Annotated in this window: 21 protein-coding genes; 2 read left to right on the forward strand and 19 right to left on the reverse strand. The window is 69.4% G+C overall.

The annotated features are described in order from the left end of the window. Nucleotides 1-212: 212 nt before the first annotated feature. Nucleotides 213-785, reverse strand: coding sequence for a 5-formyltetrahydrofolate cyclo-ligase (locus AC3WOH_RS03740; protein ID WP_184858842.1), 573 nt, complete (start codon nucleotides 783-785; stop codon nucleotides 213-215). A gap of 14 nt (nucleotides 786-799) precedes the next feature. On the opposite strand from AC3WOH_RS03740, the gene AC3WOH_RS03745 reads away from it, so the two are divergent. Beyond that, nucleotides 800-2,782 (forward strand): lytic transglycosylase domain-containing protein, encoded by a 1,983-nt coding sequence (locus tag AC3WOH_RS03745; protein ID WP_492228068.1) that lies wholly within the window; start codon nucleotides 800-802, stop codon nucleotides 2,780-2,782. Nucleotides 2,783-2,820: 38 nt separating this feature from the next. On the opposite strand, the gene AC3WOH_RS03750 is transcribed toward AC3WOH_RS03745, so the two are convergent. From AC3WOH_RS03750 to AC3WOH_RS03825, 16 genes are all read right to left on the reverse strand, one after another. Continuing rightward, complete coding sequence (locus AC3WOH_RS03750) at nucleotides 2,821-3,498, reverse strand: Fe2+-dependent dioxygenase (protein ID WP_492228069.1); 678 nt, start codon at nucleotides 3,496-3,498, stop codon at nucleotides 2,821-2,823. An 87-nt stretch (nucleotides 3,499-3,585) separates the two neighbouring features. Beyond that, nucleotides 3,586-5,949, reverse strand: a complete 2,364-nt coding sequence (locus tag AC3WOH_RS03755) for a catecholate siderophore receptor Fiu (protein WP_492228070.1) — start codon at nucleotides 5,947-5,949, stop codon at nucleotides 3,586-3,588. Between the two features lie 290 nt (nucleotides 5,950-6,239). After that, a complete protein-coding gene (locus tag AC3WOH_RS03760) occupies nucleotides 6,240-7,175 on the reverse strand; it encodes an MBL fold metallo-hydrolase (protein ID WP_492228071.1) in 936 nt (311 codons plus the stop codon). Between the two features lie 124 nt (nucleotides 7,176-7,299). Further along, complete coding sequence (gene rbsD, locus AC3WOH_RS03765) at nucleotides 7,300-7,689, reverse strand: D-ribose pyranase (protein WP_492228072.1); 390 nt, start codon at nucleotides 7,687-7,689, stop codon at nucleotides 7,300-7,302. After that, nucleotides 7,686-8,642, reverse strand: coding sequence for a ribokinase (gene rbsK, locus AC3WOH_RS03770; RefSeq protein WP_492228073.1), 957 nt, complete (start codon nucleotides 8,640-8,642; stop codon nucleotides 7,686-7,688). The genes rbsD and rbsK overlap by 4 nt, the downstream gene beginning before the upstream one ends. Beyond that, nucleotides 8,639-9,652: a LacI family DNA-binding transcriptional regulator gene (locus tag AC3WOH_RS03775; RefSeq protein WP_492228074.1), complete on the reverse strand. Its 1,014-nt coding sequence runs from the start codon at nucleotides 9,650-9,652 to the stop codon at nucleotides 8,639-8,641. Before AC3WOH_RS03775 ends, rbsK begins: the two co-directional genes overlap by 4 nt. Before the next feature lie 33 nt (nucleotides 9,653-9,685). Then, nucleotides 9,686-10,675, reverse strand: coding sequence for an ABC transporter permease (locus AC3WOH_RS03780; protein WP_492228075.1), 990 nt, complete (start codon nucleotides 10,673-10,675; stop codon nucleotides 9,686-9,688). Then, the gene (locus AC3WOH_RS03785; RefSeq protein ID WP_492228076.1) at nucleotides 10,672-12,270 is read right to left on the reverse strand and encodes a sugar ABC transporter ATP-binding protein; all 1,599 of its coding nucleotides are present in this window, start codon (nucleotides 12,268-12,270) and stop codon (nucleotides 10,672-10,674) included. The genes AC3WOH_RS03780 and AC3WOH_RS03785 overlap by 4 nt, the downstream gene beginning before the upstream one ends. Nucleotides 12,271-12,288: 18 nt before the next feature. After that, nucleotides 12,289-13,242 (reverse strand): sugar ABC transporter substrate-binding protein, encoded by a 954-nt coding sequence (locus AC3WOH_RS03790; RefSeq protein ID WP_492228077.1) that lies wholly within the window; start codon nucleotides 13,240-13,242, stop codon nucleotides 12,289-12,291. A gap of 264 nt (nucleotides 13,243-13,506) precedes the next feature. Next, nucleotides 13,507-15,129, reverse strand: coding sequence for an FAD-binding oxidoreductase (locus tag AC3WOH_RS03795; RefSeq protein ID WP_492228078.1), 1,623 nt, complete (start codon nucleotides 15,127-15,129; stop codon nucleotides 13,507-13,509). Further along, a complete protein-coding gene (locus tag AC3WOH_RS03800) occupies nucleotides 15,126-15,896 on the reverse strand; it encodes an N-acyl amino acid synthase FeeM domain-containing protein (protein WP_492228079.1) in 771 nt (256 codons plus the stop codon). Before AC3WOH_RS03800 ends, AC3WOH_RS03795 begins: the two co-directional genes overlap by 4 nt. Further along, nucleotides 15,889-16,563 (reverse strand): hypothetical protein, encoded by a 675-nt coding sequence (locus AC3WOH_RS03805; RefSeq protein WP_492228080.1) that lies wholly within the window; start codon nucleotides 16,561-16,563, stop codon nucleotides 15,889-15,891. The genes AC3WOH_RS03800 and AC3WOH_RS03805 overlap by 8 nt, the downstream gene beginning before the upstream one ends. A 138-nt stretch (nucleotides 16,564-16,701) precedes the next feature. Next, nucleotides 16,702-18,477 carry an ATP-binding response regulator gene (locus tag AC3WOH_RS03810; RefSeq protein ID WP_492228081.1) on the reverse strand — a complete coding sequence of 592 codons (1,776 nt, stop codon included), beginning with the start codon at nucleotides 18,475-18,477 and terminating at the stop codon, nucleotides 16,702-16,704. Between the two features lie 12 nt (nucleotides 18,478-18,489). Continuing rightward, entirely contained in the window at nucleotides 18,490-19,113 is a 624-nt protein-coding gene (locus AC3WOH_RS03815) for a LuxR C-terminal-related transcriptional regulator (RefSeq protein ID WP_492228082.1), read from the reverse strand. An 86-nt stretch (nucleotides 19,114-19,199) separates the two neighbouring features. Then, nucleotides 19,200-20,888 (reverse strand): AMP-binding protein, encoded by a 1,689-nt coding sequence (locus AC3WOH_RS03820; RefSeq protein WP_492228083.1) that lies wholly within the window; start codon nucleotides 20,886-20,888, stop codon nucleotides 19,200-19,202. A 66-nt stretch (nucleotides 20,889-20,954) separates the two neighbouring features. Next, complete coding sequence (locus AC3WOH_RS03825; protein ID WP_492228084.1) at nucleotides 20,955-21,713, reverse strand: FFLEELY motif protein; 759 nt, start codon at nucleotides 21,711-21,713, stop codon at nucleotides 20,955-20,957. A gap of 102 nt (nucleotides 21,714-21,815) precedes the next feature. Between AC3WOH_RS03825 and AC3WOH_RS03830 the strand changes: the two genes are divergently transcribed. Next, nucleotides 21,816-22,712, forward strand: coding sequence for an esterase/lipase family protein (locus tag AC3WOH_RS03830; protein ID WP_492228085.1), 897 nt, complete (start codon nucleotides 21,816-21,818; stop codon nucleotides 22,710-22,712). A gap of 15 nt (nucleotides 22,713-22,727) precedes the next feature. Here AC3WOH_RS03830 and AC3WOH_RS03835 read toward each other — a convergent pair whose 3' ends face one another. Together AC3WOH_RS03835 and AC3WOH_RS03840 are read right to left on the reverse strand one after the other, a co-directional pair. Further along, nucleotides 22,728-23,696 carry a Bug family tripartite tricarboxylate transporter substrate binding protein gene (locus tag AC3WOH_RS03835; RefSeq protein ID WP_492228086.1) on the reverse strand — a complete coding sequence of 323 codons (969 nt, stop codon included), beginning with the start codon at nucleotides 23,694-23,696 and terminating at the stop codon, nucleotides 22,728-22,730. A 116-nt stretch (nucleotides 23,697-23,812) separates the two neighbouring features. Next, the gene (locus AC3WOH_RS03840; protein WP_492228087.1) at nucleotides 23,813-24,796 is read right to left on the reverse strand and encodes a lipase secretion chaperone; all 984 of its coding nucleotides are present in this window, start codon (nucleotides 24,794-24,796) and stop codon (nucleotides 23,813-23,815) included. Between the last annotated feature and the right edge of the window lie 20 nt (nucleotides 24,797-24,816).

Here is a 24,816-nt window from a genome sequence, read left to right on the forward strand (position 1 = left end):
CCCCTGGGGGGAAGGCGCCGAAGGCGACTCAGGGGGGAGAACGTGTTCACGGCCTTTTCGGGGCCGCGCAAGTGCCTTGCCGGGATGGGGCGAAATCGGGCGATTGGACGCCCCGGCTGCTTGCATGGGCATGGGCCCATGCGGCGCACCCGAAGCATCCACTCATCCCGATTGCGCTCCAACGCGGCCCCGGAAAGGCCGTGAACACGTTCTTATACCGGCCAGACCACCCCGTTGTCGTTCAGGATCGCGTCCAGCGGCGCGTCCCAGGATTCCGGCTCGAACTCTTCCAGGAAGCCATTGGTGAACCCCAGCCCCACCGTGAAGGGCTTGGGTTGCAGCGTGGCCAGGGTGCGGTCGTAGAAGCCGCCGCCATAGCCCAGCCGGTAACCGCCCGCCGCATAGCCCACGCAGGGCACGAACAGCAGGGTGGGGACGATGAGCTCGGTGTCCTTGGGCTTGGGGATGCCATAGGCATCCTCTTCCATGGGGCAGCCCGGGTACCAGGCGTGGAAGGTCAGGGTCTTGTGCTGCTTGTTGACCACGGGCAGGCCAATGCGGCGCAACTGGGGTTCGTCGAGCAGTTCGCCGTCTTCCTTCCAGCGGTGCAGGGCGGGCAGCGGGTCGAATTCGCCCTTGATGGGCCAGTAGGCGCCGATCACCGTGTCGGGCCGGTTCACCAGCCAGATGCGCATCACTTGCTGTAACAAATCGGCCCGGTGTAGGCGATCTGGCAAATTCAGGCGTTCTTCTATCAAGGCGCGCCGCAGGGCTGCTTTGTCCATCAGATAATTCCCCCATGCAATTGACTCAGATTCTGACACCGCTGCTGGTCAGCGCCTTGCTGGCCACCACCGCGCCTCTTGTCCAGGCGCAAACCCGGGCCGACGATACCCTGCTGGAGATGCAGCAGGCGTTCAAGCGCGGCGACCGCAAGAAGCTCGAGCAATTGCTGCCCGCCGCGCGCGGCCACGTGCTCGAGCCCTGGGCCGGCTACTGGGAGCTCAGGCTGCGGCTGGGCGAGGCGCAGCCGGCGGAAATCCAGTCCTTCATGCAGCGCTATGCCGGCAGCTACCAGGAAGACCGCATGCGCAACGACTGGCTGCTGCTGCTGGGCCAGCGGCGCGACTGGGCCCAGTTCGCCGAGCAGCACCCGAGCTACCGCATGTCCGACGACCGCGAGGTGCGCTGCTACGCCCTCTTGATCGACGACATCAAGGGCAACCCCCAACCCGGGGCTGCCGACGACATCAAACGCAATTGGTACGCGCTGCGCGAGGCCGACGATGGCTGCACCCATGCGGCCAGCCAGTTCTACGCCAGCAAGAAGATCAGCGCCCTGGACGTCTGGCGCAAGGCCCGCTTCGCGGTGGATGCCAACCGGCCGCGCGTGGCACGCAATGCGGTGGAGATCGTCGCGCCCGACGCCGCGGCCCAGGTCAAGGAGCTCATGGATGGGCCCACCAAGTACCTCACGGCCCGCGCCACGGCCCGGGGCCAGGCGCGCCAGGAGCTGGTGACGCTGGCGCTGATCAAGCTCGCCTCGGGCGACCCGGACAATGCCGCCGCCCAGCTGGACGGCAAATGGAGCGTGCACCTCTCGCCCGAGGAGCGCAACTGGGTCTGGGGCGTGATCGGCAAACAGCAGGCGCAGAAGCTGTCGTCCGACGCCAACCGGGCCTTTGCCAACATCACGCGCGATGCCGACCTCAACGATGACATCCTGGGCTGGAAGGTGCGCGCCGCCCTGCGCGCCGGCCAGTGGAAGGTGGTGGGCAAGGCCATCGACGCGATGAGCGAAGAAGGCCGCCAGGACAGCACCTGGGTGTACTGGAAGGCCCGCTCCCTGCTCGCCGGCAAGCCCGGTGAGGCCGAGCGTGCCGAGGCACGCAAGCTGCTCGAAGGCATTGCCAGCACACGCGGCTTCTACGAACAGCTGGCTACCGAAGAACTGGGCCAGCGCATTGCCATGCCCCCCGCACCCGCACCGCTCACTGCCGAGGAAAAGGCCGCCGCACGCGCCAACCCAGGCCTGAACCGCGGCCTGTACGCGATCTTCCTGGGCCTGCGCTCCGAGGGGGTGCGCGAGTGGAACTACGCCACCAACCTGCACATCCCTGGCGGCATGCCCGACCGGGAGTTGCTGGCCGCCGCCGACTTCGCCTGCGCGCGCGAGGTCTGGGACCGCTGCATCAACACCAGCGAGCGCACGCGCAGCGTGATCGAGACCAGCCAGCGCTTTCCCACGCCGTTCCGCACGGCGGTGGTCGAGCGTGCCAACAGCATCGGCCTGGACCCGGCCTATGTCTACGGCCTGATCCGCCAGGAAAGCCGCTTCATCATGGATGCGCGCTCGCACGTGGGCGCCTCGGGCCTGATGCAGGTGATGCCGGCCACGGCGCGCTGGACGGCCAAGAAGATCGGCATGACCAACTTCACGGCCGACCAGATCAACGACCGCGACACCAACATCGCCATCGGCACGGCTTACCTCAAGCTGGCGCTCGACGATTTCGCGGGCTCCATGCCCATGGCTGCCGCCGCCTACAACGCCGGGCCGGGCCGCCCGCGCAACTGGCGCAACGGCCCGGTGCTGGACGCCGCCATCTGGGCCGAGAACGTGCCCTTTGGCGAAACCCGCGACTACGTGAAGAAGGTGCTGGCCAATACCACCAACTATGCGGCCATGCTCACGGGCCAGCCCCAGTCGCTCAAGGGCCGGCTGGGCACCATCGGCCCGCGCGATGCCTCGGCGCCCGAGGTCAACAAGGAACTTCCCTAACCAACAGAACGGCCTCAGAGGGGCCGTTCTGCTTTGCATCAGACTTCAGACCACATCCGCAGCAGGTTGTGGTACTGGCCCGTGAGGGACACCGTCTCCTCGGTCTCGCCCAGGCGCTCGCGCAGCTTCTGGATGGTCTGGTCCAGCTCGAACAGCATGGCGCGGCGCGTGTCGTCGCGCACCATGCTCTGCACCCAGAAGAAGGAGCACACGCGCTCGCCGCGCGTGACCGGCTCCACGCGGTGCAGGCTGGTGGAGGGGTAGAGCACCAGGTCGCCGGCCGGCAGCTTGGCCTCGTGCGTGCCATAGGTGTCCACCACCACCAGCTCGCCGCCCTCGTAGTCCTCGGGCTCGCACAGGAACAGGGTGCACGACAGATCCGTGCGCAAGGCGCCTCCGCCCGGCAGGGGGCGCATGGCGCCATCCACATGCAGGCCATAGGTCTCGCCGCCCGCGTAGCGGTTGAACAGCGGCGGCACGGTGCGCAGCGGCAGGGCCGCGGCGAAATACAAAGGATGCGCCGCCAGCGCCTGCTGAATGAGGCGCCCCTGCTCCAGCGACACCGGCGAGTGCTCGGGCAGCTGCCGGTTGTGCTTGACCTGAGCACCCTGGGCGCCCACGGTGGCCCGGCCGTCCACCCAGTCGGTGGCGTCGATGGCCGCGCGCAGGGCGCGCACCTGCTCGGGCGCGAGGACTTTGGGAATGTGCAGCATCATGGCAATGGCTTTCGTCAGAAACAGGAAAGCCCCGGTTTCCCGGGGCCCCGCATGGCAGGCAGTTTCAGACTGCCTTGTGGCGCTCGATCAGAACGTGAAGTTGGCCGTCAGGCGTGCCGAGCGGGGGATGCCTGGCGTGTAGCGGTAGCCGCTCTTGTTGATGGCGGCCACGTAGTCCTTGTCGGCCAGGTTGTACACGTTGAGCTGGACATCGAAGTTCTTGTTGATGCGGTAGGAGGCCATGGCATCGAAGACCCAGTAGGCCTCGGTGTAGGCCGGCGTGCCCACGGCACCGTCGGTGCCGCGCAGCAGCTCGCCGGCGTAGCGCGCACCGCCGCCGATCGTCACGCCGAAGGGCAGGCGGTAGGTGGTCCACAGCGTGAAGGCGTTCTTGGGCGTGTAGGCCAGGGCCGTGCTGCCATCGGCCGTCTTGGGTGCGCCGCTGAGCACCTTGGTGTCCATGGTGGTGTAGCCCGCGCTCAGCGACCAGTCGTTGGTGATGGCGCCGATAGCGGTCAGCTCCAGGCCCTGCACGCGCTTCTTGCCGGTCTGCACGAAGTTGGCCGAGTTGGTGGGGTCGGTCTCGATGTCGTTGGAGACATCGGTGCGGTACAGCGCGCCGGCCAGGGCCAGGCGGCCGCCCAGCACGTCCCACTTGGTGCCGACTTCGATGGTCTTGGCCTTCTGCGGATCGAACTTGGGGTTGGCCGCGTTGTTGGCGGCGGCGCTCAGCTGGTTGTTGGCGCCGCCCGGGGGCTGGGCCGAGGTGGCGTACAGGGCATACACGCTGCCGTTGGCGGCGGGCTTGTAGACCACGCCGACCTTGGCGCCGATCAGCGTGTCCGACAGGCTCGCCGACGACGGCGTGAGCACGCCGGCCGGCAGCGCGCCCTGGGTCACGGCGTCGAAGTCGGTCTTGAAGCGGTCCACGCGCAGGCCGCCCGTGAGTTGCCACTCGGGCGACAGCTTGGCCGTGTCGAACAGGTAGGCAGCCACGGTGTTCGTCACGCCCTTGGACCAGGCGCCGTTGGCGATGCGGTTGAAGCCCGTCACGTTCGGGTTGGGGTTGTACAGGTTGGCTGCAGGCAGCGAGCCGGCCGGTGCATACGTGGTGTTCACGCTGGCAAAGCCCTGGCTGTAGTAGCCCAGGTTGGTCTGCTCTTCGCGCGAGATCTCCAGGCCTGCGGCCAGGTCGTGCTGCACCGAGCCGGTGTGCACCGTGGTGGTCAGACTGGTCTGGTTGACGGCGATCTTGTTGACCTGGTTGACGTTGGTCGGCAGGTTGCGCGTCACCGTCCAGGTCGATGGGTCGGCCGGGTTCGGCGTGGCCAGCAGCGCCGAGGCGGCCGTGAGCGCGCCCGTGGCCGGGAAGCCGCCGCCCATGAAGGCGGTCAGGCGGTAGTCGTTGTGCGTGCGGCCGAAGCGCGTGGTGTTGCGCAGCTTCATGCCCGAGGCGAAGTCGTGCTCGATGCGCGCCGTGACCATGTCCATGTCCACGTCCGCATAGTCCGACGTGGTGCCATAGAAGTTGCTCGAATTCACGCGCGCCGCGGTGTTCAGGAAGGGGCGGCGGTTGGCCAGGGCCAGGGCATCGGGCGAGGTGTAGCCGGGCAGGCCGATGGTGGGCACGCCGCCATCGGGCATGTTGTCCTGCTGGACGTGCAGGTAGTTCAGGAACACGCGGGTGGGCGAGTTCAGGCCCAGGGCCAGCGAGGGGGCCACGCCCCAGCGCTTGTTCTTGACCAGGTCGCGGCCGGCCACGCCCGAATCCTCGCTCATCACGTTCAGGCGGAAGGCGGCGCCGGGGAAGCCCTCCAGGGCCTTGTTCCAGTCCACGGTACCGCGCTTGTACGAGGCGCTGCCCGCGCCCAGCGATGCGGCGAAGCTGTTCTCCAGCGTGGGCTGCTTGCTCACCAGGTTGATGGCACCGGTGGGCGCCGTGCGGCCGTTGTCGGTACCGGCCGGGCCCTTGACCACTTCTACCTGCTGGATGTTGAACACATCGCGCGAAACCGCACCCAGGTCGCGCACGCCATCGACGAAGATGCTGCTGGAGCTGTCGAAGCCGCGCATGTAGATCGCGTCGCCCGTGCTGGTGTTGCCGTTTTCGCCTAGGAAGAAAGTGCTGGCGCCCGGGGTGTTGCGCAGGGCCTCGGTCAGGGTCGAGGCGGCCTGCTCGCGCAGCACCTGCTCCTTGACGACCGAGATGGTCTGGGGCGTATCCAGCAGCGGCTGGGTGAACTTGGGCGAGAAGACGGTGCCGGCCTTGTAGCCCGCATCGCCGGCCGATTCGACCTTCACCTCGGGCAGGGTCGCGCTCGGGGCGGTCTGTGCCTGGACGGGCATGCCCAGGGCCACGAGGGCGGCGGCGGCCGCCACGCCCACAGGCGTGGCCCGCGGGCCGGAAACGGGGTGCTTGCGGCTCTTGATGTATGTCGTGTTGTGCGCCATGAAAGGATCCGTAGGAGTGAGAAACCGGAACTTGGCTGGCTACAGGGACTACAGGCAGGAGCGCGCGGCAACAAAACGGCGGCGCGGCGGGTGTCGGTCGGTGTCGGCTGGCTGGGGCCTGCGCAGCCGGGCATGCGGCAGGTTTGCAGGAGCATCAAATGATAACAATTATCATTTGATGTTGATTACATCTGGCTGCAACGGGGCCGGATACCGACCCTGAAAATGGCCCGATGTTGCATTGCGGCAACAGGCTGTGGTGGGGTGGCTCGGCAGGGAGCCGGCGGTCTTCAGGCGTTGTGCAGCATCTCGCCCCGGCGCGTGGCGGCGCCCGAGCGGATCAGGTCGTCCATCAGGCCGGCGAGCCATTCAACTTCTTCCTGCTCGGCGAAATGCCGTGCGTGCAGCATGCCGAAGTAAGGGGTGGCTTCCGTCCAGGCCCTGAGGTCGGCCAGGCTGATCTGCTGCCATTCGAGCAGCTTGTACTTGAGCAATACCTTGGCGGCATAGAGCGCATGCTTGTGCGGGTTGCGCACAAAGCCATCGAGCCGGCGGCGCGCGCCCTCGATGGCGCGCGGCGCATCGGCGAACACCGGGCCGTGGCCCGGTATCACCGTGCGCGGTGCCAGGCGCTCGATCAGGTCCAGCGTGGCGCCCACCTGCGCAAAGGCATCCTCGCCTTCGAGTTCGGGGAAGACCACGCCGAAACCGTTCTCCCAGAGTGCATCGGCCGAGATCAGGATGGCATCGCGCGGTTCGAACAGCACGATGGAGTGTGTGTCGTGCCCGGGCGCGGCATGCACCTGCCAGGTGCGGTCGCCCAGCAGCACGCAGGAGCCCGGGTCGAGCAGGCTGTCGGCCCGGAACGGGGGACATTGCTGGCCGGTGGGCGTGTAGCTCAGGGCATAGGCATCCCACTGGCGCACATGGCGGGCCTGGCCCGGCGGTATGGCCGTGAGCGCGCGCGGCCAGGCTTTCTGCAGCGCGGCGTTGCCACCGCAGTGGTCGCTGTGCAGGTGGGTGTTGAGCACCCGGTCCAGCGGCCTGCCGCCCAGGGCCGCCTGCACCAGCGCCACGGTCTGCTCGGCATGGCTGCAGTAGCCCGTGTCCACCACGGCCGTGTCGTGGTGTCCGATGAACAGGATGTTGTTGGCCGACAGCCAGCCGCGTTCCAGTACGGCGATTTCAGGGGGCAGAAAGGGCGTGGAAGAGGCTGGCGTGGACATCAGGGCGGGCTGGCAGAGGGCGTGGCGCAGCGGCTGGCTTGCCTGCTGCGGCGATCTGTCAGCCTAACCCAGGGCCCGTGCGCGGCGGGTTATCCAAAACCCGCGCGTCACCGGGCAGATTGCTTCAGAACGTCACACCGGCGCAGAGGACCACGTTCGCATAGGGCGTGCATTCCCCCGTGCGCACCATCACGCGGGCCTCGCGGCACAGGCGCTTGAAGTCCTCGTGCGGCAGCGCCTCGGGCACCACGGGCAGCTGGCACCAGCCGGGCAGGGCGCCGCCGGCGCGTTCCACGGCCTCGGTCGCGATCAGGGCGCGCTCCACCTGCATCTCCGCCAGCACGGCTTGCAGTACATCGGCCACGGCCGGGATGCCTGGCGTCAGAGCCAGGTCGATGCGCCGGGGCCCGGGCGGAATGGGCAGGCCCACGTCGCCGATCACCAGCATGTCGCCATGGCCCAGGCAGGCAATGGCGTGGGAGAGTTCGGCATGCAGCAAGGTCGTGCGTTTCACAGCGGGATCCAGTCGGGTGGTTGGGGGCTGGCCGCCACGGCGGCCCGGGTGGGAATGGAGGGCTGGGCACCGGCCTGCGTCACGCACAACGCGGCAGCGCGCATGCCTTCGCGCACGGCGGCATTCAGGGGCTCGCCCTGCCCCAGGCCCACGGCCAGTGCCCCCAGGAAGGTATCGCCCGCAGCAGTGGTGTCCACCACCTGCACCTGCATGCCGGGGTGGTGGGTACTGCCCCGGGCGTCGGCGGCCACGGCGCCCTGCGCGCCCAGGGTCACCACCACCTGGGCCGGGCCCAGGCCGCGCAGTGTCTGCGCCGCCACGGCGGCGTCGGCCACGGTCTCCACGGCGGTGCCGGCCAGGGCGGCGGCTTCCACCTCGTTGACCACCAGGGTGTGCACCAGCGGCCACAGGCCCTCGGGCAGGGGCTGGATGGGCGAGGGGTTGAGCAGCACGGGGCAGCCGGCCGCAAAGGCCTGCTGCGCTGCGGCCAGCACCTCTGGCAAGGGGGTCTCGAACTGCAGCACCAGGCTGCTGGCGCGGCCCAGCACCGGGCCCAGCGCTGGCGCATCGAGCGCGAAGCGGCCATTGGCGCCCGGCACCACGACGATGCGGTTCTGCCCCGTGGCTTCCACGGTGATCGCGGCCACGCCCGTGGTCTCGGTGGCGTCGGTCTGCACACCGGTGTGGTCGATGCCGTCCTGCGCCAGGCCGGCGCGCAGCGTGTGGCCATAGGCGTCGTCGCCCACGCGGCCGAACAGGTGCACCTGGGCGCCCTGGCGCGCGCAGGCCACGGCCTGGTTGCCACCCTTGCCACCGGGCACCAGATGCAGGGCCTGGGCCAGCACGGTCTCGCCGGGGCCGGGGGCCTGGGCCACCTGCAGCACCAGGTCCATGTTGAGGCTGCCCACCACCGCGATGGTGGGTGCCGTGGGGTGCGCCGGGCTCGTCGTCATGGCCGGGCCTCCGCGGTGGAGGCGCGCACGCGCAACTCGGGCTGCAGCATGACCTTGCGCGCATCCTGGCGCTTGCCGTCGATGCGCTCAAGCAGCATGTCCACCGCCAGTGCACCGATGCGCTGTTTGGGCTGGGCCACGGTGGTCAGCGGCGGGCTGGTGAAGGCGGTGAGCTCGATGTCGTCGAAGCCCACGATGGACAGGGCCTCGGGTACGCGCAGTTCGCGTTCGTGCGCCGCGCACAGTGCGCCCATGGCCATGAGGTCGTTGCAGACGAAGACGGCGGTGGGCGCATCCTGCGCACGCAGCACGGCATGCATGGCTTCGTAGCCGCCCTGGCTGGTAAAGTTGCCGTGCCACAGCAGGCCCTCGCCCTGGCCGCAGCCGGCATCGGCCAGCGCAGAACGCCAGCCGGCGATGCGCTGCTCGCTGGGGGCGATGCCCTCGGGGCCGCCGATGCAGGCGATGCGCCGGTGGCCCAGCGACAGCAGGTGGCGCGTGGCCAGCAGGCCGCCCTGCATGTGGGCGGTCTCGACCAGGTCGCAGGGCTGCTGCTCGGTGAGTTCGATCTCTCGGTCCACCAGCACGGTGGGGATGGACAGGCCCGCCAGTTGCGTGGGCAGGGTGGCGTCGTGCCCGGTGGAAACCACGATCAGCCCGTCGATGCGCCGCTCGGCCAGCACCTGCAGGTAGCTGCCCTGGCGGTGCGCCTCGTCATTGGTGTTGCACAGAATGACGTTGTAGCCCGCGCCGAAGCAGCGGTCTTCCACCGCATGCACGATCTCGGCGAAGTAGGGGTTGGAGCTGTTGGGGATCAGCATGCCCAGCGTGCGCGTGTTGTTACTCTTCAAGCTGCGCGCAATGGCGCTGGGCACATAGCCGAGCTCGCGGATGGCCTTTTCCACGCGCGCACGGCCTTCGGGGCTCACATGGCGCGTGCCGTTGACCACGTGGGATACCGTGGTGACCGATACGTCGGCGTGCCGCGCGACGTCTTTGATGGTAGCCATGCAGAAATCAGGAAAGGTTCGGAGACAGGGAGATCATGCCGCGGCTGCGCGCCGCTGGCGCAGGGTGTCCACGATGACGGCGGCGACGATCACCACGCCGGTGATGATGCGCTTGCTCGGCTCGCTGGCGCCCACCTGGGCCAGGCCGGCCTCCAGCACGGCGATGATCAGCACGCCGAAAGCGGTGTTCACCACCGAGCCGCGCCCGCCCATCAGGCTGGTACCGCCGATCACCACGGCGGCGATCACCTGCAGCTCCATGCCGGTGCCGGCATTGGGGTCGGCCGCCTCCAGCCGGGCCGACTGCATCAGCCCGGCCAGGCCGGCCAGCAGGCCAGTCATGGCGAACACGATGATGCGCACGGGCCGCGGGTCCACGCCCGCCAGGCGCATGGCCTCTTCGTTGGTGCCTATGCCCACCACGCTGCGGCCGAACACCGTGCGCGTGAGCACCAACTGCGCCACCACCACGAGCAGCAGCGCGATCAGAAAGGCCACCGAGATGCCGCCGAGCAGGGGTGCGGCCAGCCACGAGATGGCGTCGCCCACATACTGCGTGCGCGAGTCCGTGACCACATAGGCACCGCCGCGCACGGCTTCGAGCATGCCCAGCGAGACGATGAAGGTCGGCAGGCGCCAGGCCACGGAAACGGCGCCCGTGACGGTGCCGCAGATCAGCCCCGTCGCCAGCGCCAGCAGCGCGGCGGCGGGCACGCTCCATTTCCACTGCACGATGGCGGCGGCCGAAGTCGCGGCGGACAGCGCCATCACCGAGCCCACCGACAGGTCGATGCCCGCGATGATGAGCACGAAGGTCATGCCCACGGCCATCACGGCCAGCGCCGGGATTTCGTTGGCGATGGTGATGAAGGTCTCGGCGCTCCAGAAGTATTCGGACAGCGTGGAGAACAGCGCCACCATGCCTGCCAGCACGGCCAGCAGGCCGAGGTAAGTGCCCAGCTGGCTGCGCCAGGCGGGTGTGGGGCGGGGCGCTGCGGTGGCAGGGGATGCGGGGGCGTTCATGCGGTGGCGGGAGAAGAGGGAGAAGGGGAGGGGCCAGGGGCTTCGCGCCCGCCCGGCTCGGAGAAGGCGGCGGCCAGCAGCGACTGTTCGGACCACTGGCCGCGCTCGAACACGGCCACCAGGCGGCCAGCGCTCATCACGCCGATGCGGTCGGCCATGGCCATCAGTTCGCGCAGGTCGGACGAGACCATGAGCAGGGCACGCCCGTTGGCGGCCATGCGGTCGAGTTCGCCATAGAGCTCGGCGCGCGCGCCCACGTCCACGCCGCGCGTGGGCTCGTCGAGCAGCAGCACCCGGCCTTCGCGGTGCAGCCAGCGCGCGAACACCACCTTCTGCTGGTTGCCGCCCGAGAGCGTGCCCACGGGCTGCTCCGGGCTGCGGCAGCGGATGCCCAGCGTCTGGACGAAGCCCTGCACCAGGCGGTTTTCCTTGGCGCGCTGCAGCCAGCCCGCGCGCGAGATCGCGGACAGGTCCGACAGTGTGGCGTTGACGCGAATGGACTGGGCCAGCAGCAGGCCCTGGGACTTGCGGTCTTCGGTGACCAGGCCCACGCCAGCGGCGATGGCTTGGAGCGGCGAGGCAAAGCCGCGCGGCAGCACGCGCGGTGCGGTGCCTGCGGCGGTATTCTCAGGGTGCAGCGTCACGCTGCCCCGGTCGGCGCGGTCCGCGCCGAACAGCAGGCGCACGAGTTCAGTGCGGCCCGAGCCCACCAGGCCCGCGATGCCGAACACCTCGCCCGCGCGCAGCTCCAGGCTCACGTCCTGCACGGCCGTGCCACGGCCGATGCCCTGGGCGCTGAGGACCACCGGGCCGGCGGTGCGGCGCGGGCGGTGCTCCAGGTCGTTGACCGAGCGGCCCACCATGCGCTGCACCAGGTCGTCCTCGCTCAGGCCGGCCATGGGGCGCGCGTCGACCAGGCGGCCGTCGCGCAGCACGGCCACGCGGTCGGCGATGCGGCGCAGCTCTTCCAGCCGGTGCGACACGTAGACAATGGCCACGCCGCGCGCCGTCAGGCGCGCGATCTGCTCGAACAGGTAGTTGGTCTCGCGCGGAGTGAGCATGGCCGTGGGCTCATCGAGCACCAGGATGCGCGTGTCGTCCTGCAGGTTGCGCGCGATCTCCACCATCTGCTGCTGGCCGATGCCCAGGCGCGACACCGGCGTGGCCGGGTCGATGTGTTCCAGGCCGATCTTGGCCAGCTGCGTGCGCGCGGCCGCATGCAGCGCGCCCTGGCGCACCCAGCCTGCGCGGTGCGGCAGGCGGCCCATGAGCAGGTTCTCGGCCACGGTGAGCGTGGGCACCAGGCCCAGCTCCTGCATCACCATGCGCACGCCCAGGCGCTCGGCCTCGCGGCGCGAGGCCGGGGCATAGGTTGCGCCGGCCAGGCGCATGCCGCCGCGCGTGGCCTGCTCCAGCCCGCAGACGATCTTGGACAGTGTGCTCTTGCCCGCCCCGTTCTCCCCCGTGAGGGCCAGCACCTCGCCGGCGTTGAGCGACAGCGTCACGCCATCGAGCACGGTGGCGGTGTAGTCCTTGCCCACTGCGGCAATCGACAGCAGCGGGGCGGCAGGGGGCGAAGAGGGTGGCTGGCTCATGGGGACGGCGGAGAAAGCTTACTTGCTGCCCTTGGTGACCAGCACTACCTCGGTCTTCACCTCGGCGGGCAGCTGGGCCTGGGGCGTCTTGGCGGCGATGGCCTTTTGCGCCAGCTCGATGCCGAACACGGCCTGCTTGGCGGCGTACTGGTCGGCGGTGGCGAGCACGCGGCCATCGGCCAGCATGGGCTTGATGGCGCCGATGTTGTCATAGCCCACCACCTGCACCTTGCCGGTCTTGCCCGCGGCCTTGACGGCGGCCACCACGCCCAGCGCCATGCTGTCGTTGCCGGCCAGGAGGGCCGTGAGGTCGGGGTGCTCGCGCAGCATGCCGGCGGCCACGGTGTTGCCCTTCTCGATCTCCCACTGGCCGGACTGCACGCCCACCACGGTGATGCCCGCGGCCTGCATGGCGTCCTTGTAGCCCAGGGTGCGCTGCTGCGCGTTGAAGGTGGTGGACACGCCTTCGATGATGCCCACCTTGTCGCCCGACTTGAGCGACTTGGCCAGGTGATCGCCCACCAGCTTGGCGCCCGCGCGGTTGTCGGGGCCGACGAAGGGCACGGTGAGGCCCTTTTCCTTCAGGGCATCGCTGTCCAGGCGGTTGTCGATGTTGACCACGATGATGCCCTTGTCCACGGCGGCCTTGACGGCGGGCACCAGGGCCTTGGAATCGGCCGGCGCCAGCACGATGGCGCTGACCTTCTGGGCCACGGCCTGCTCGATCATCTTGATCTGGGCGGCCGTGTCGGTCTCGTTCTTGATGCCGTTGGCCAGCAGCGTGTACTCGCTGGCGTGGGCCTTCTGGTGCGCCTTGGCGCCGTCTTCCATGGTGCGGAAGAACTCGTTGGCCAGCGACTTCATGACCAGGGCGATCTTGGGCTTGTCCTGTGCCCACACCGGGTTGGCAAGCATGGCGCCGAGCACGGCAACTGCGGCGGCGGTCTGAACGGAACGGCGGGTGAACTGCATGGTGTCTCCTGTTGGAATGGTGGGCGAGGCATGGGCACCGAAAAGCGGTGCGGGATTGCGCGAGGAAGCCCCGGCGCATGCCTGGCCAGTGCGTGGTCGCCCGGCGATCATACTAAAAGCAAACGTTTGCGCAAACGTTTGCTAATTGGTGAAAACCCGTGCATGGGGCCATCTTCATCGTGCGCCAGGGCCACCGTTCCGCGGCAGCAGAGGTGGGTTGGGCGCAGCGCCCGCGGTCTTACGTCCGCCGGTGGGGCGGGGCCGTCAGAGGTTGTATCGGCCCGGGGAGAGAATGCCGTCGGGGTCCAGCGACTGCCGGAGGCGGCGGGCCAGTGCCAGGGCAGGATCGTCCCCGCCCTCGAGCTTGTGGAAGGCCTGTGAGCCCACGCGGTAGGGAACGATGCCCAGTTGGCGACCTTCGTCGAACAGCGCGTTGAAGCAGCGCCAGGCGCGTTCCGTCTCGGCGGGCGAGCGGCCATCGAAGAGCAGGGGCACGGAGCTGTCGAAGCAGCGCTCGGACAAGCTGGTGAGCGTGATCAGGGGCTCGAATCCGTGCGCCAGGCACACCCGGTGGACCATGGCCTCGAAGGCGAGCACGGTGTCCGGCACCATGGGCACCAGCGGGGCGTACCAGATCAGGCCGCGTTCTCCGTTCAGGAGGTCGCGTGGCAGCTCGTCGGGCAGCGGGGCGCCTGTTTTCCAGTAGGGCAGGCGCAGCGCCAGGTCGTCGGGAATGCCTTCCATCAGGTTCAGGGCGCTGAGCATGCGCGTGGCCTGGTCCTGACCCAGCCCCAGGCGTGCGCCCAGGCGCGGGAAACGCAGCGCCAGGCGCTGCAGCAAGGCGGCCTTGCGGCGGGTCAGGCTGACGCTGCGGCCGCTGCAGTGGGCAAAGCCGCGCCGGATTGCTGCGATCGCCGCGCGGGCCACCGGTGCCTCGCTGTAGACGCTGCCCACGACCAGGTAGGCGCCCAGGCGGTGGGCCTGCAGCAGCCCGGCGAGCTCCTGGGCCTGCAGGGGCTCGCCGCGCGCCAGGGGCCCTGCGGGGTAGGGGCAGGCCATCGACGCCAGGCGGTAGCCGTTGAGGATGTTGACACCGCCCATTACCCCGCCCATGGAGCGCAGCAGCCCGCGCAGCGCCACGATGGCCGGCGCCAGCTGGTCCGGCCGATCCAGGAAGATGTAGAAGGCTTCCACATGCGGCGGGCGCCGGGCCAGCGCGATCGTCATCTGCGTGACGACGCCGAAGTTCGACTGCGAGAACAGCCCGTCCAGGTAGGGGCCGATGCCCCACTTGTAGCCCGGCGCCATGCGTTCGCCGCCCAAGGTGGCGAGCCGGGGCCGGTAGAGGCTGCCGTCGGGCAGCACGGCTTCGAGGGCGATGACGGCGTCGAAATGGTCGGCATGCGGCGTGATGCCGTAGCCCCGCTCCAGCGCATTGCCCACCAGGCTGGTGCTGGTGCCGGCGCCGGTGGTCGGCACCATGAAGGGCAGGCCCAGCTGGTCCAGGTGCGCACGCAGCTGCCCCTGGGTGACCCCGGGTTCCAGGGTCACGGTGCCCAGTTCGGCGTCTAACGCGATGATGCGGTTGAGCCGCGACAGGTCAAGCACCACGCAATGGTCCGAAGGGGGGCAGGCGCCGCCGTAGCCCCAGTTGCGCCCGGTGCTGACGGGGTGCAGGCGGATGCGGTGCCGCGCGGCGATGCGCACGATCTGCACCACGCTGGCCACGGTCGCCGGGCGCAGGGCCGCCGGTATGGCGCGTGCACCGCCCGCGCCATAGCGTTCGGCCGCCGCCGGTGCGGCCAGCACGCCGTCGGCGCCGAGCAGGTCGTGCCACTCCGCCAGCGCCCGGTCCAGGGCCTGCTTCGGGTACGGCATGGCGTTCATGGAGCCGTCCTCTGCCGCGCCAGTGCGGCCCGGATGCGGTTGCGTATGCCTTGCTCCTCGGCGTTGGAGAAGCTGTGCGAGTAGAACGGCGGCGGCTCCCCGGCCCCCTGGTTGCCGCGCGCCTGCAACTGGCGCCCGATCTGCGCGAAGTCGGCCACCAGCAGCACGCCCGGTGCCTTCACGCGCGGGTTGTCCGCCGCCGCACCCTGGGCGGCAAAGCCCAGCACCCGCGTGTAGAAGGCCACATGCCGCGGGTTGACCTCGACCACGGCATGCGTGGCCTGGTTGACCTGGTGCGCGAAGATGAACGCCACATGGAACATGGACGCCAGTGTGGCAGGCATTGGCGCTTGCGGGGCGGTTGCCAGCTTGGTGAACTCGCACAAAGACGCACCGCGGGCGCGGAAGGCGTCGAGCGGCTCCTTGAAGCACGCGTCGGACAGCATGCCCTGGCGGGTGTCGAGCTGAACGGTCAGCGTGCCGATCACCTGCCGGTCTTCATAGGCCACGATGGTCATGCGCTCGGGCGACAGGGTCAGGCTCTGGGAGCCGTAGCCCCGCTGGCGGTAGCGCCGGTTCAGCAGGCCCAGGGCGTCTTGCAGCACCGACGAGCGCCGGGCGACCCGGATCTTGAACCCCTGGCCCGGGGCCGCTGGCACCAGCTCGGGGTGCATGAACAAGGTGCTCGACGGCGCCTCCCTGGCCTGGCGCCCGGTGAGGGACTGCACCAGACGCCGTATCGCCGGGGCACTGCCGCGCTCATGCATGGCGTGCTCCTGCAGAGGCCAGCCTTTCGGCCAGGGGCACGGCGAAGCGGCGGCCCAGCAGGCCGACCGACACCCACATGGACAGCGACCAGAACGGAATCGGTACCGGCCCCGAGCCGGGGTAGTGCCACAGGCCGGCGCCCACGCCCACGCCCTCGACCAGTGCACCAAGCGCGACCGCGCACAGGGCATAGGCCAGGTCGGCACGGGTGTGGAACAGCGCGAGCAGGGCCGCGCAGGAGACCGAGGTGGCGAGGGTCAGGGCCCGCGCGTCGCTGCCGAACAGGGAGAACGCCAGCACGGTGAGCAGGAGCCCGAACCAGGCGCCGGGCCCGAGCGGAACGCTGCGACCGGGCTCGTTCACGAAGCGCACGAGGTGCAGGTACCAGCCCATCCACAGCAGGGGCTCATGCCAGGGCATGAGCAGGAAATCCTGCTGCCGAAAGGCAAACGCGCCGGAACGCAGGGCCATGTAGTTCTGGGCCACGAAGAAGGGGCCGACCAGGGCGAACAGAACCCACTCCCGGCGCTCGATGGGGCGCAGCACCAGCACCCATTGCAGGGGCAGCACGAGGGCCAGCAGCCAGGAGGATTCGACAAAGGCGATCTGGAGCAGGGCCAGGGCGAGGCTGGCGGCGACCACGCCGCGCTGGGGGGCTCGCCTCACACCCGTGTCCATGGCGTACAGCGAAGCGGGGCGGTGTGAGGGGCCGCGCCGGGGCGGCGGGCCGTGCAGGGTGGGGCGGTCATGCCGCGATTTCAGGGCAAAACGGCCCGGCGGGCCATTGCACTGAGCGGCTAAGACTTAGGTCGTAGAGCGGTCGAGCAGGTGCAGCAGCAGGGCGCGCAGCTTGCCGGGACGCACCGGCTTGTGCAGCACGGCATGGCCGCTGTCCGTGGCCTCGCGCAGGCGCTCTGGCGCGGTGTCGCCCGTCACCAGAATGCCGGGGACGGGGTGGCCGCAAAAGGCCACCACCTTGGCGATGGCCTGCGCACCGTTCTCGCCGCCGCGCAGGCGGTAGTCGCTGATCACGATCTCGGGCAGGGGAGCGCCCGAGCGCAGTCGCGCCAGCAGCTCGTCCGCGCTGGCCGCTGCGGTCCAGGTGCAGCCCCAGTGTTCGAACAGCTGGCGCATGCCTTCCAGAACGATGGGGTCGTCGTCGATCGCCGCGATCGAGCGCCCCCGCAGCGACTGCAGCCCGCCGGTGGCCGGGGCGGCCGCCGGCGGTCCGGCGGGCGCGGCGGCGCTGCCGGCATCGCAGACGGGGACTGTGATCGTGAAGGTGGAGCCGCAGCCAGGGGCCGAGCGCAGCGACACCGGATGGTCCAGCATGCGGCTCAGGCGGTCCACGATCGCCAGGCCCAGGCCGACGCCGTGGCTGCGGTCCCGCTCGGTGTTCTGCACCTGGTAGAACTCCTGGAAGATCTCCCGGTGCAGCGCTGGGGCGATGCCCGGCCCGCTGTCGCGCACCTCGATGCGTACCGCGCCGGCCCGCAGGCGGCAAGCGACCAGCACCGTGCCTTGCGGGGTGTGCTGGATGGCGTTGCTCACCAGGTTGCGCAGCATGCGGTCCAGCAGCGCTGCATCACTGCGAACGGTCGTGCCCGGTGCCGGGCCATGCAGGGCAAAGCGCAGGCCCTTGCGCTCGGCCACGGGGGCGAACTCGGCCTCGATCCGTGCCAGGGTGCGCCACAGCGGGATGGCTTGCACGTCGCACGCGATCACCCCGGCATCCAGCTTGGAGATGTCCAGCAGGGCGTTGAACTGCTCCTCCAGCGTGTGGATGGTGGCCGTGATGCTGTGCAGCAGGTGCTGCGATGGCGGGTCGTCGTCGATGCGCGGGCGCAGCGATTCGAATAGCAGGCCGAGCGCATGCATGGGTTGGCGCAGGTCGTGGCTGGCGGCCGCGAGAAAGCGCGACTTGGACAGGTTGGCGTAGTCGGCCTGCTCCTTCTGTAGCTTCAGTGCGTCGATCAGGTCCATGTTCTCGAAGCGCAGCGTCAGCGAGCGCTGGATCATCGCGTGCACGTTGTGCGCAAAGGCCAGCGTGGCGAAGGCCAGGGCCAGGGTCAGGCTGATGAACAGCCCCCTGGCGCCGGACTCCATGCCCGCCACGCCCAGCAGGGTGAGGCCCAGCATGGGCACGATGTAGCCGTAGAACAGCCGCCGGTCCGTGGACAGGAAGGCGGCGCCGCCGAAGGCCATGCCGGTGATGGCCGGGAACAGGACTTGGTGCACGTGGGACGATGGGAGCAGGGCCGGTGCGAGCCCGGCCACGCCCCATACCAGGCCGGTGCCCCAGGCGATGGTGGCGAAGCGCTGCTGCGCCGCATCGACGTCCGTCGGCACGGGCCCGGACAGGGCGCGCCGGTAGTGCAGGTAGTCCCAGGCACCCTTGGCCGTCAGGGCGCCGCTGAGCCCGCACCATGCCAGCAAGGCCCCGGGGGGCACCGTGCTCCACAGCGCGGCCACCACGAGCAGGCACAGGCCGAAATTCGCGCTCAGCGTGAAGGGGTAGTTCCGGTAGATCAGCCGCACCTGCTCGGTGCGCATGCGGGCAGTCCAGGCGGCGTCGCGCATGGGGCGGGACGGTCAGGACGGGCCGGTGCCGCGCTGGAACAGCGCCACGATGGCCTGGGCCCGCGAGCTGACGTTGAGTTCGCGCAGGATGGCCGTCACATGCACCTTGACGGTGTTTTCCGTGAGGTTCAGCGCGCGCCCGATCTGCTTGTTCGACTGGCCCTGCGCCATCAGCTGCATCACCTGCTGCTGCCGCTCCGTCAGGCCAAGGGCGCCGTCGCGGGTGGGCGTGGCCAGCGCATCGCCGTCCTGCAGCAGGTGCGAGGGCAGGTAGGCATCGCCCGCCAGCACCAGGCGCAGGGCGTGCTCCATCACCTCGGCGGACGAGGCCTTGGGAATGAAGCCGAGCGCGCCCAGGCGCAGTACCTCGAGGGCTTCGTGCCGGTCCTCCGAGGCCGAGACCACCACCACGGGCAAGGCCGGGTGCTGGCTGCGCAGTGTGGCCAGGACCTTCATTCCGTCCAGCCCGGACAGGCGCAGGTCGAGCAGCACCAGGTCCAGGTCGTCGCCGAGCAGGGGGCGGGCCTCATCGTAGGAGGCGCATTCGAACACCGTGGCGGCCGGGTCCAGCCGCGCCATGATGCCCTTGAGGGCCTGGCGGAACAGGGGATGGTCTTCCAGGAGCAGGAACTTCACGGTGCTTTGTCGGCGGCGGTGGTGCGGGGCGAGCGCAATGTAGCACTTCCACCCCGTGCCCCGGCCGCGCGGCCCCCCCGAGGCAACTAAGCCGTGGGTGTGCGCAGCTCGCGCCGCAGGATCTTGCCCACGTTGCTCTTGGGCAGCTCGTCGCGGAACTCGATGTACTTGGGGCGCTTGTAGCCGGTGAGGTTCTCCTGGCAGAAGCGGGCCACGTCTTCCTCGCTCAGCGCCGGGTCGCTCTTGATCACGAAGACCTTGATCGCCTCGCCCTGCTTTTCGTCGGGGATGCCGATGGCCGCGCATTCGACCACGCCGGGGCACAGCGAGACGACCTGCTCGAGCTCGTTGGGGAAGACGTTGAAGCCACTGACCAGGATCATGTCCTTCTTGCGGTCGATGATGCGCGTGTAGCCGCGCTCGTCCATGATGCCGATGTCGCCGGTGCGCATGAAGCCGTCGGCCGTGAACGCCTTGGCGTTCTCCTCGGGCTGGTTGTAGTAGCCGGTCATGACGTTGGGGCCGCGGATGCAGATCTCGCCCGATTCGCCCTGGGCCAGGCTGTTGCCCGCATCGTCCTTGATGGCGATGTCGATGCCCGGCAGCGGCAGGCCGATGGTGCCGCTGAACTCGGTGTTGGTCACCGGGTTGTTGGTGCCGATGGCGCAGGTCTCGCTCATGCCCCAGCCTTCGATCATGGTGTTGCCCGTGACCTTCTGCCACTGCTTGGCCGTGCCCTCGGAGGCGGCCATGCCGCCGGCCTGCGACACGCACAGGTGCGAGAAGTCGAGCGCGCGGAACTGCGGGTTCTGCAGCAGCGCATTGAACAAGGTGTTCACGGCGGGCAGCATGTGGAAGGGACGCTTCTTGAGCTCGGCCACGAACTTGGGGATGTCGCGCGGGTTCGGGATCAGCGTGAGGCTGGAGCCCTGGCGGATGGCCAGCAGGCACAGCGTGAGCGCGAAGATGTGGTACAGCGGCAGGGCCGCGACGCTGTTGGCTTTGCTGAGGTCGCCCACCTTGGACAGCGCAGGGGTGAACCAGGCCTCGGCCTGCAGCGTGGCGGCCACGATGCAGCGGTGCGTGAGCACGGCACCCTTGGACAGGCCGGTGGTGCCGCCCGTGTACTGCAGGAAGGCGATGGAGTCGAGCGTGGCCTGGCTGGGCGCCAGGCTGCGGCGCTCGCCCAGGGCCAGTGCCTTCTTGAAGGGCACGACCTTGCGGCCGTTGGTCAGCGGCAGCTCATAGGCCGGCACCATCTTGGCCAGGTGGCGCACGGCAAACGTGATCCAGTGGCCGAACCAGAAGCCCAGCAGGTCGCCCATGGAGGCCATGACCACATGCTGCACGGCCGTGTTGTCGATCACCTCGGCCAGCGTGTGGGCAAAGTTCTCCAGGATCACGATGGCCGTGGCGCCCGAATCCTTGAGCTGGTGCTGCAGCTCGCGCGCCGTGTACAGCGGGTTCACGTTCACGCAGGTGTAGCCGGCGCGCAGCACGGCGGCCATGGTCACGCCGAACTGCGGCACATTGGGCAGCATGATGGCCACGCGTGCGCCGGGTTCGAGCCCCAGGCCTTGCAGGTAGGCGCCCAGCGCGCCGGACAGGCGGTCGAGCTCGCCGTACGACATCCACTGGTCCATGCAGACCGAGAAGGGGCTCGATGCGTTCTTGCGGAACGATTCCTCCAGCATATGGGCCACAGAGCGGTATTGCTCGGGCTTCACGTCATGCGGGACGCCCGGTGGGTAGCTCTTGAGCCAGATCTTTTCCATGCGCTTTCCTTGTGCTCACCAGTAGATAGATGGGCACAGATTGTGGAAGTGCAGGCGGGAGGCCGGCTACCGGGCTTGTCCTAGGGTGCGGGCCAGTTCGGTCCCCGAGGTGACAGCATCGCCGTCGAACAGCTGGACCATCAAGGCCTGCTCGCGCTGCTCGATGGTGGCCAGGAACTGCTCGACCGCACCGCGCTGGCGTGCGAGCTGGCCAAAGGTGTCGAACCCCGCTTCAAGGAACTGCTGCAGGGCACCCATGCCCGCCGCCGTGGCGGGCCCGCGCATCATGCGCAGCATGGTGCGCAGGCCGGGCGCCCGGGTCAGGCGCGCCAGGTCGCGGCCCATGGCCAGCACGCGCGCCAGCTGCTGTTGGCGCCCGCTGCGGTCGCCCACGGCACGCCAGGCGGCCACGTAGCGCACAGCGTCGCTGGCAATGACGCTGGCACTGGCACTGGCATCGGCCTGCGGCCAGGCACGGCCCATGTCCTGGTCCAGCACCTCGGTCTGGGCGTGCAGCACGGCCAGTGCCACGGCGGTGTCCACCACGGGGCGCGGAAACATGGTCTGCAGCGTGCCCGCGATGCGTGCGAATTGCTGGTCGCGCGCCGTGTAGTCGCGGTCGCTGTAGAGTTCCTCAAGGAAGAAGCGGGCGGCCGGGCCGAACGAGGGCGAGGCCATCAGGTCGGCGTAGGTGCCGGAAAAGCGCCTGGCCTGCAGGGTCTTGACGGTGGCCACGGCGGTGCCCAGCACGGTATCGCCCGTGCGCTGCTGGCGCAGTGCCGTGACATCGGCAATGCTGTCGCGGATGGTCTGGGCCGCGTCCATAGGTCCCTCTCCTGAGCCCGCACAATGCGGGCATGCCATTAGACCCTGTTCAAAATGGCCTTGAACAGCCTCCGTTGACCGGAAACAACTCCACTGCAAACCATGATTGCGCGCTGGCAAAAAATCCTTCTCCTGATCCTGGCGCTGGCCGAAGCCGCCTGGCTGGCCTGGCAATGGCCGCAGTCCCCGGTGCGGGCACTGCTCGGGGCACTGGTGCCGCTGGCCCTGTTCTGGCTGGTGATGGCGGTCGAGTTCGTGCTCATGCACCACCTCAACGGGCGCGATGGCGCGCGCCGGGCGCGCACCGGGCAGGTGGTGCGCGCCTGGTGGGCCGAGGTCTGGGTGGCCCTGGTGGTGTTCTGCTGGCGCCAGCCGTTTCGCCACCAGGCGGTGGGCGACTGGTTGCCGGCGCAGGCCACGGGCCGCCGCGGTGTGGTGCTGGTGCATGGCTTCATGTGCAACCGGGGGTTGTGGCTGCCCTGGCATGGGCCGCTGCGCGCGCAAGGCCATGCCCACGTGGCGGTGAACCTGGAGCCGGTGATGGGCTCCATCGACGACTATGCCGCGATCATCGAGGACGCGGTGCTGCGCGTGACGGCCGCCACCGGCATGGCACCGGTGCTGCTGTGCCACAGCATGGGGGGGCTGGCGGCGCGCGCCTGGCTGCGCGCACATGCGGCCGATGCGCGCGTGCACCGTATCCTGACCTTGGGCACGCCGCATGGCGGCACCTGGCTCGGGCGCTTCAGCCGCGCCGTCAATGGGCGCCAGATGAGCCTGGCGGGGGACTGGGTGAAGACCCTGCTGCATGCGGAGCCGCAGGGGCGTGCGCAGCGCTTCGTGTGCTGGTACTCCAACTGCGACAACATCGTCTTCCCGGCCAGCACCGCCATGCTGTCGGGTGCGGACAACCGCTTTCTCGACGGTCCGGCGCACGTGGAAATGGCACTGCAGCCCGAGGTCATGGCTGCCTGCCTGGCCGAGATCGGCAGAGACTGAGGGCCGCGCGGCCGCCTATTCGATCTTGATCTTCGCCGCGCGGATCAGGAACTCGTACTTGCTGTTCTCCGAGCGCACGAACTGCGCGAAACCATCCAGCGTGAGCTCTTCGGGCGTGATGCCCATCTGCTTGAATTTTTCCTTGCCGGCGGGCGACTGCATGACTGCCGTGAACGCTGCCGCATAGCGCTGCGCATCGGCCTGGGGCAGGGCGGCGGGGGCGAACAGGCCGAACCAGGTCGACACATTGAAGCCCTGGACCGAGTCGTTGATGCTGGGCACCTGGGGCAGGGCCTCGTTGCGGCTCAGGGTCGTCACGCCCAGCGCGAGCAGCTTGCCCGAGCGGATGTGCGGCAGCGCCGAGGCGAGGTTGTCGAACACCAGCAGCACCTGGCCTGATTGCAGCGCGGCCAGTGCAGGGTTCGATCCCTGAAAGGGCGTGTGGCCCATCTTGGTGTTGGTGAGCGACTTGAACATCTCGGCCGAGATGTGGCCGATGCTGCCGTTGCCGCCCGAGCCGTACTTGGCCTGGTCAGGGTTCTTCTTGAGGTACTGCACCAGGTCGGGTGTGGTCTTGATGCCCAGCTTGGCGGCCTGCTCGGCGTTCACCACCAGCACATTGGGCGTGCGGGCCACGAGCGAGATGGGCTTGAAGTCCTTGATCGGGTTGTACGGAAAGTTCTTGTACAGCCAGGGGTTCACGGCGTGGGTGGCCACGGCCCCCATCAGCAACTGGTTGCTGCCGGCGGGCGACTTGGCCACCAGGTCGGCGCCGGTGCCGCCACCGGCGCCGGGCTTGTTTTCCACCTTGATGGCGCCCAGTTGTGCGGCCGCGCCCTCCGCGATGATGCGCGCCGACGTGTCCAGCGGACCGCCCGCGGGGTAGGGCACCACGATGGTCATCGGGGCGGACGGGGTCTGCGCCAGGGCGGCGGTGGCCGCCGCGGCCAGGGCGACGCTGAACAAGCTGCTACGGAGCGACATCGGGATCCTCTTGATTTCCGGGAACGCGCAGTATAGGCATCTGTACAGGGTTTACCCTTTGTTACCGCATGGGTGTTCTTCGGAATCGAGACCCTCCCGCAGGGGCGCAGTAGCGGTCAGGGGCGTGGGGCCGTGGCCTGCAGGGCGCGCAGGGCCAGGGCGGCGTCCACCCGCTGCAGCTCTTCGGCCGAGAACAGCTGCTGGCGCAGTGCCTGCGCAGCGGCCTCGCCCTGCCGGGCGCGGGCCTGGGTGAGTTCGTCGAGCCGGCTTTGCCAGTGCTGCTCTTCGCGGTCCAGCTGGGCCAGGGCGTGGGCGGCCTGCTCGCCGTACTGGGCGCTGCGCGCCACATGGCGTTGCACATCGCCGACACCCTGGGCGTTGAAGGCCGCGGTCTGGGCGGCCGCATCCAGGTGGGCCGTGGCGGCCGCGCGTTCGGCGCGGCGCTCGGGGGCGAGTTCGGATTCAGCGGCGCGCAGTGCGCTGGCACGCTCCTGCGGCGAGAGCTGGGTGTTGCGCGCAATCTCCAGGCGCGCCAGGGTGTAGCGGTCGAGTTCGGCCTCTTGCGCGAACAGGGCGTCGTACTCGTCGTCCTGGAAATGCTGCTGCCGGACCTTCTGGCGTGCCTCGATGGCATCGCGCAGCGCGCGCGGATCGCTGGGGTCGCGCGGCGGCGTCACGGCGCCCAGCGCCACACGGTAGTCCACATAGCGCTCGGCCAGCGCCAGGGCGCGGGTGGCCAGCGCCGCGGGAAAACGCTGGCCCACCAACTGCGCCAGGCGCTGCTTGAGCGCATCGGGATCGCTGGCGTCGCCGGCCTCTGCAATGAGAGCTTCCAGTGTGTGGCGCAGGCCATGCACCAGCAGGGGGTCGGCGCCCCCGGCTGCCGAGGACGCAGCGGTGAGCGCTGCGGACGCCGGTGTGAGCGCTGCCGAGGCCGCAGTGCGCGCAGACCGCGCCGTATCCGCGGTAAGCGCTGCTGCACTGAGGCCCGGGCCGCTGTCCTGGCTCGCCTCGGCCCGCCAGGCGCGCCAGCCGAGCACGGCAGCGACCAGCAGCGCCAGGGCAATGGCGGTCACAGCGGGGCGGGGCAGGCGGTCCATGGCACCGATCATCGCAAATA

The organism is Acidovorax sp. FW305-C-20-28 (assembly GCF_058783375.1).

Coding starts and splice junctions, on each gene's coding strand:
- AC3WOH_RS03780 (WP_492228075.1), bottom strand. CDS start 10,675: ATGAACGCCCCCGCATCCCCTGCCACCGCAGCGCCCCGCCCCACACCC.
- AC3WOH_RS03825 (WP_492228084.1), bottom strand. CDS start 21,713: ATGGACGCGGCCCAGACCATCCGCGACAGCATTGCCGATGTCACGGCA.
- AC3WOH_RS03760 (WP_492228071.1), bottom strand. CDS start 7,175: ATGTCCACGCCAGCCTCTTCCACGCCCTTTCTGCCCCCTGAAATCGCC.
- rbsK (WP_492228073.1), bottom strand. CDS start 8,642: ATGACGACGAGCCCGGCGCACCCCACGGCACCCACCATCGCGGTGGTG.
- AC3WOH_RS03750 (WP_492228069.1), bottom strand. CDS start 3,498: ATGATGCTGCACATTCCCAAAGTCCTCGCGCCCGAGCAGGTGCGCGCC.
- AC3WOH_RS03820 (WP_492228083.1), bottom strand. CDS start 20,888: ATGGAAAAGATCTGGCTCAAGAGCTACCCACCGGGCGTCCCGCATGAC.
- AC3WOH_RS03840 (WP_492228087.1), bottom strand. CDS start 24,796: ATGGACCGCCTGCCCCGCCCCGCTGTGACCGCCATTGCCCTGGCGCTG.
- AC3WOH_RS03795 (WP_492228078.1), bottom strand. CDS start 15,129: ATGAACGCCATGCCGTACCCGAAGCAGGCCCTGGACCGGGCGCTGGCG.
- AC3WOH_RS03785 (WP_492228076.1), bottom strand. CDS start 12,270: ATGAGCCAGCCACCCTCTTCGCCCCCTGCCGCCCCGCTGCTGTCGATT.
- AC3WOH_RS03790 (WP_492228077.1), bottom strand. CDS start 13,242: ATGCAGTTCACCCGCCGTTCCGTTCAGACCGCCGCCGCAGTTGCCGTG.
- AC3WOH_RS03800 (WP_492228079.1), bottom strand. CDS start 15,896: ATGCATGAGCGCGGCAGTGCCCCGGCGATACGGCGTCTGGTGCAGTCC.
- AC3WOH_RS03740 (WP_184858842.1), bottom strand. CDS start 785: ATGGACAAAGCAGCCCTGCGGCGCGCCTTGATAGAAGAACGCCTGAAT.
- AC3WOH_RS03755 (WP_492228070.1), bottom strand. CDS start 5,949: ATGGCGCACAACACGACATACATCAAGAGCCGCAAGCACCCCGTTTCC.
- AC3WOH_RS03745 (WP_492228068.1), top strand. CDS start 800: ATGCAATTGACTCAGATTCTGACACCGCTGCTGGTCAGCGCCTTGCTG.
- AC3WOH_RS03810 (WP_492228081.1), bottom strand. CDS start 18,477: ATGCGCGACGCCGCCTGGACTGCCCGCATGCGCACCGAGCAGGTGCGG.
- AC3WOH_RS03775 (WP_492228074.1), bottom strand. CDS start 9,652: ATGGCTACCATCAAAGACGTCGCGCGGCACGCCGACGTATCGGTCACC.
- AC3WOH_RS03830 (WP_492228085.1), top strand. CDS start 21,816: ATGATTGCGCGCTGGCAAAAAATCCTTCTCCTGATCCTGGCGCTGGCC.
- AC3WOH_RS03835 (WP_492228086.1), bottom strand. CDS start 23,696: ATGTCGCTCCGTAGCAGCTTGTTCAGCGTCGCCCTGGCCGCGGCGGCC.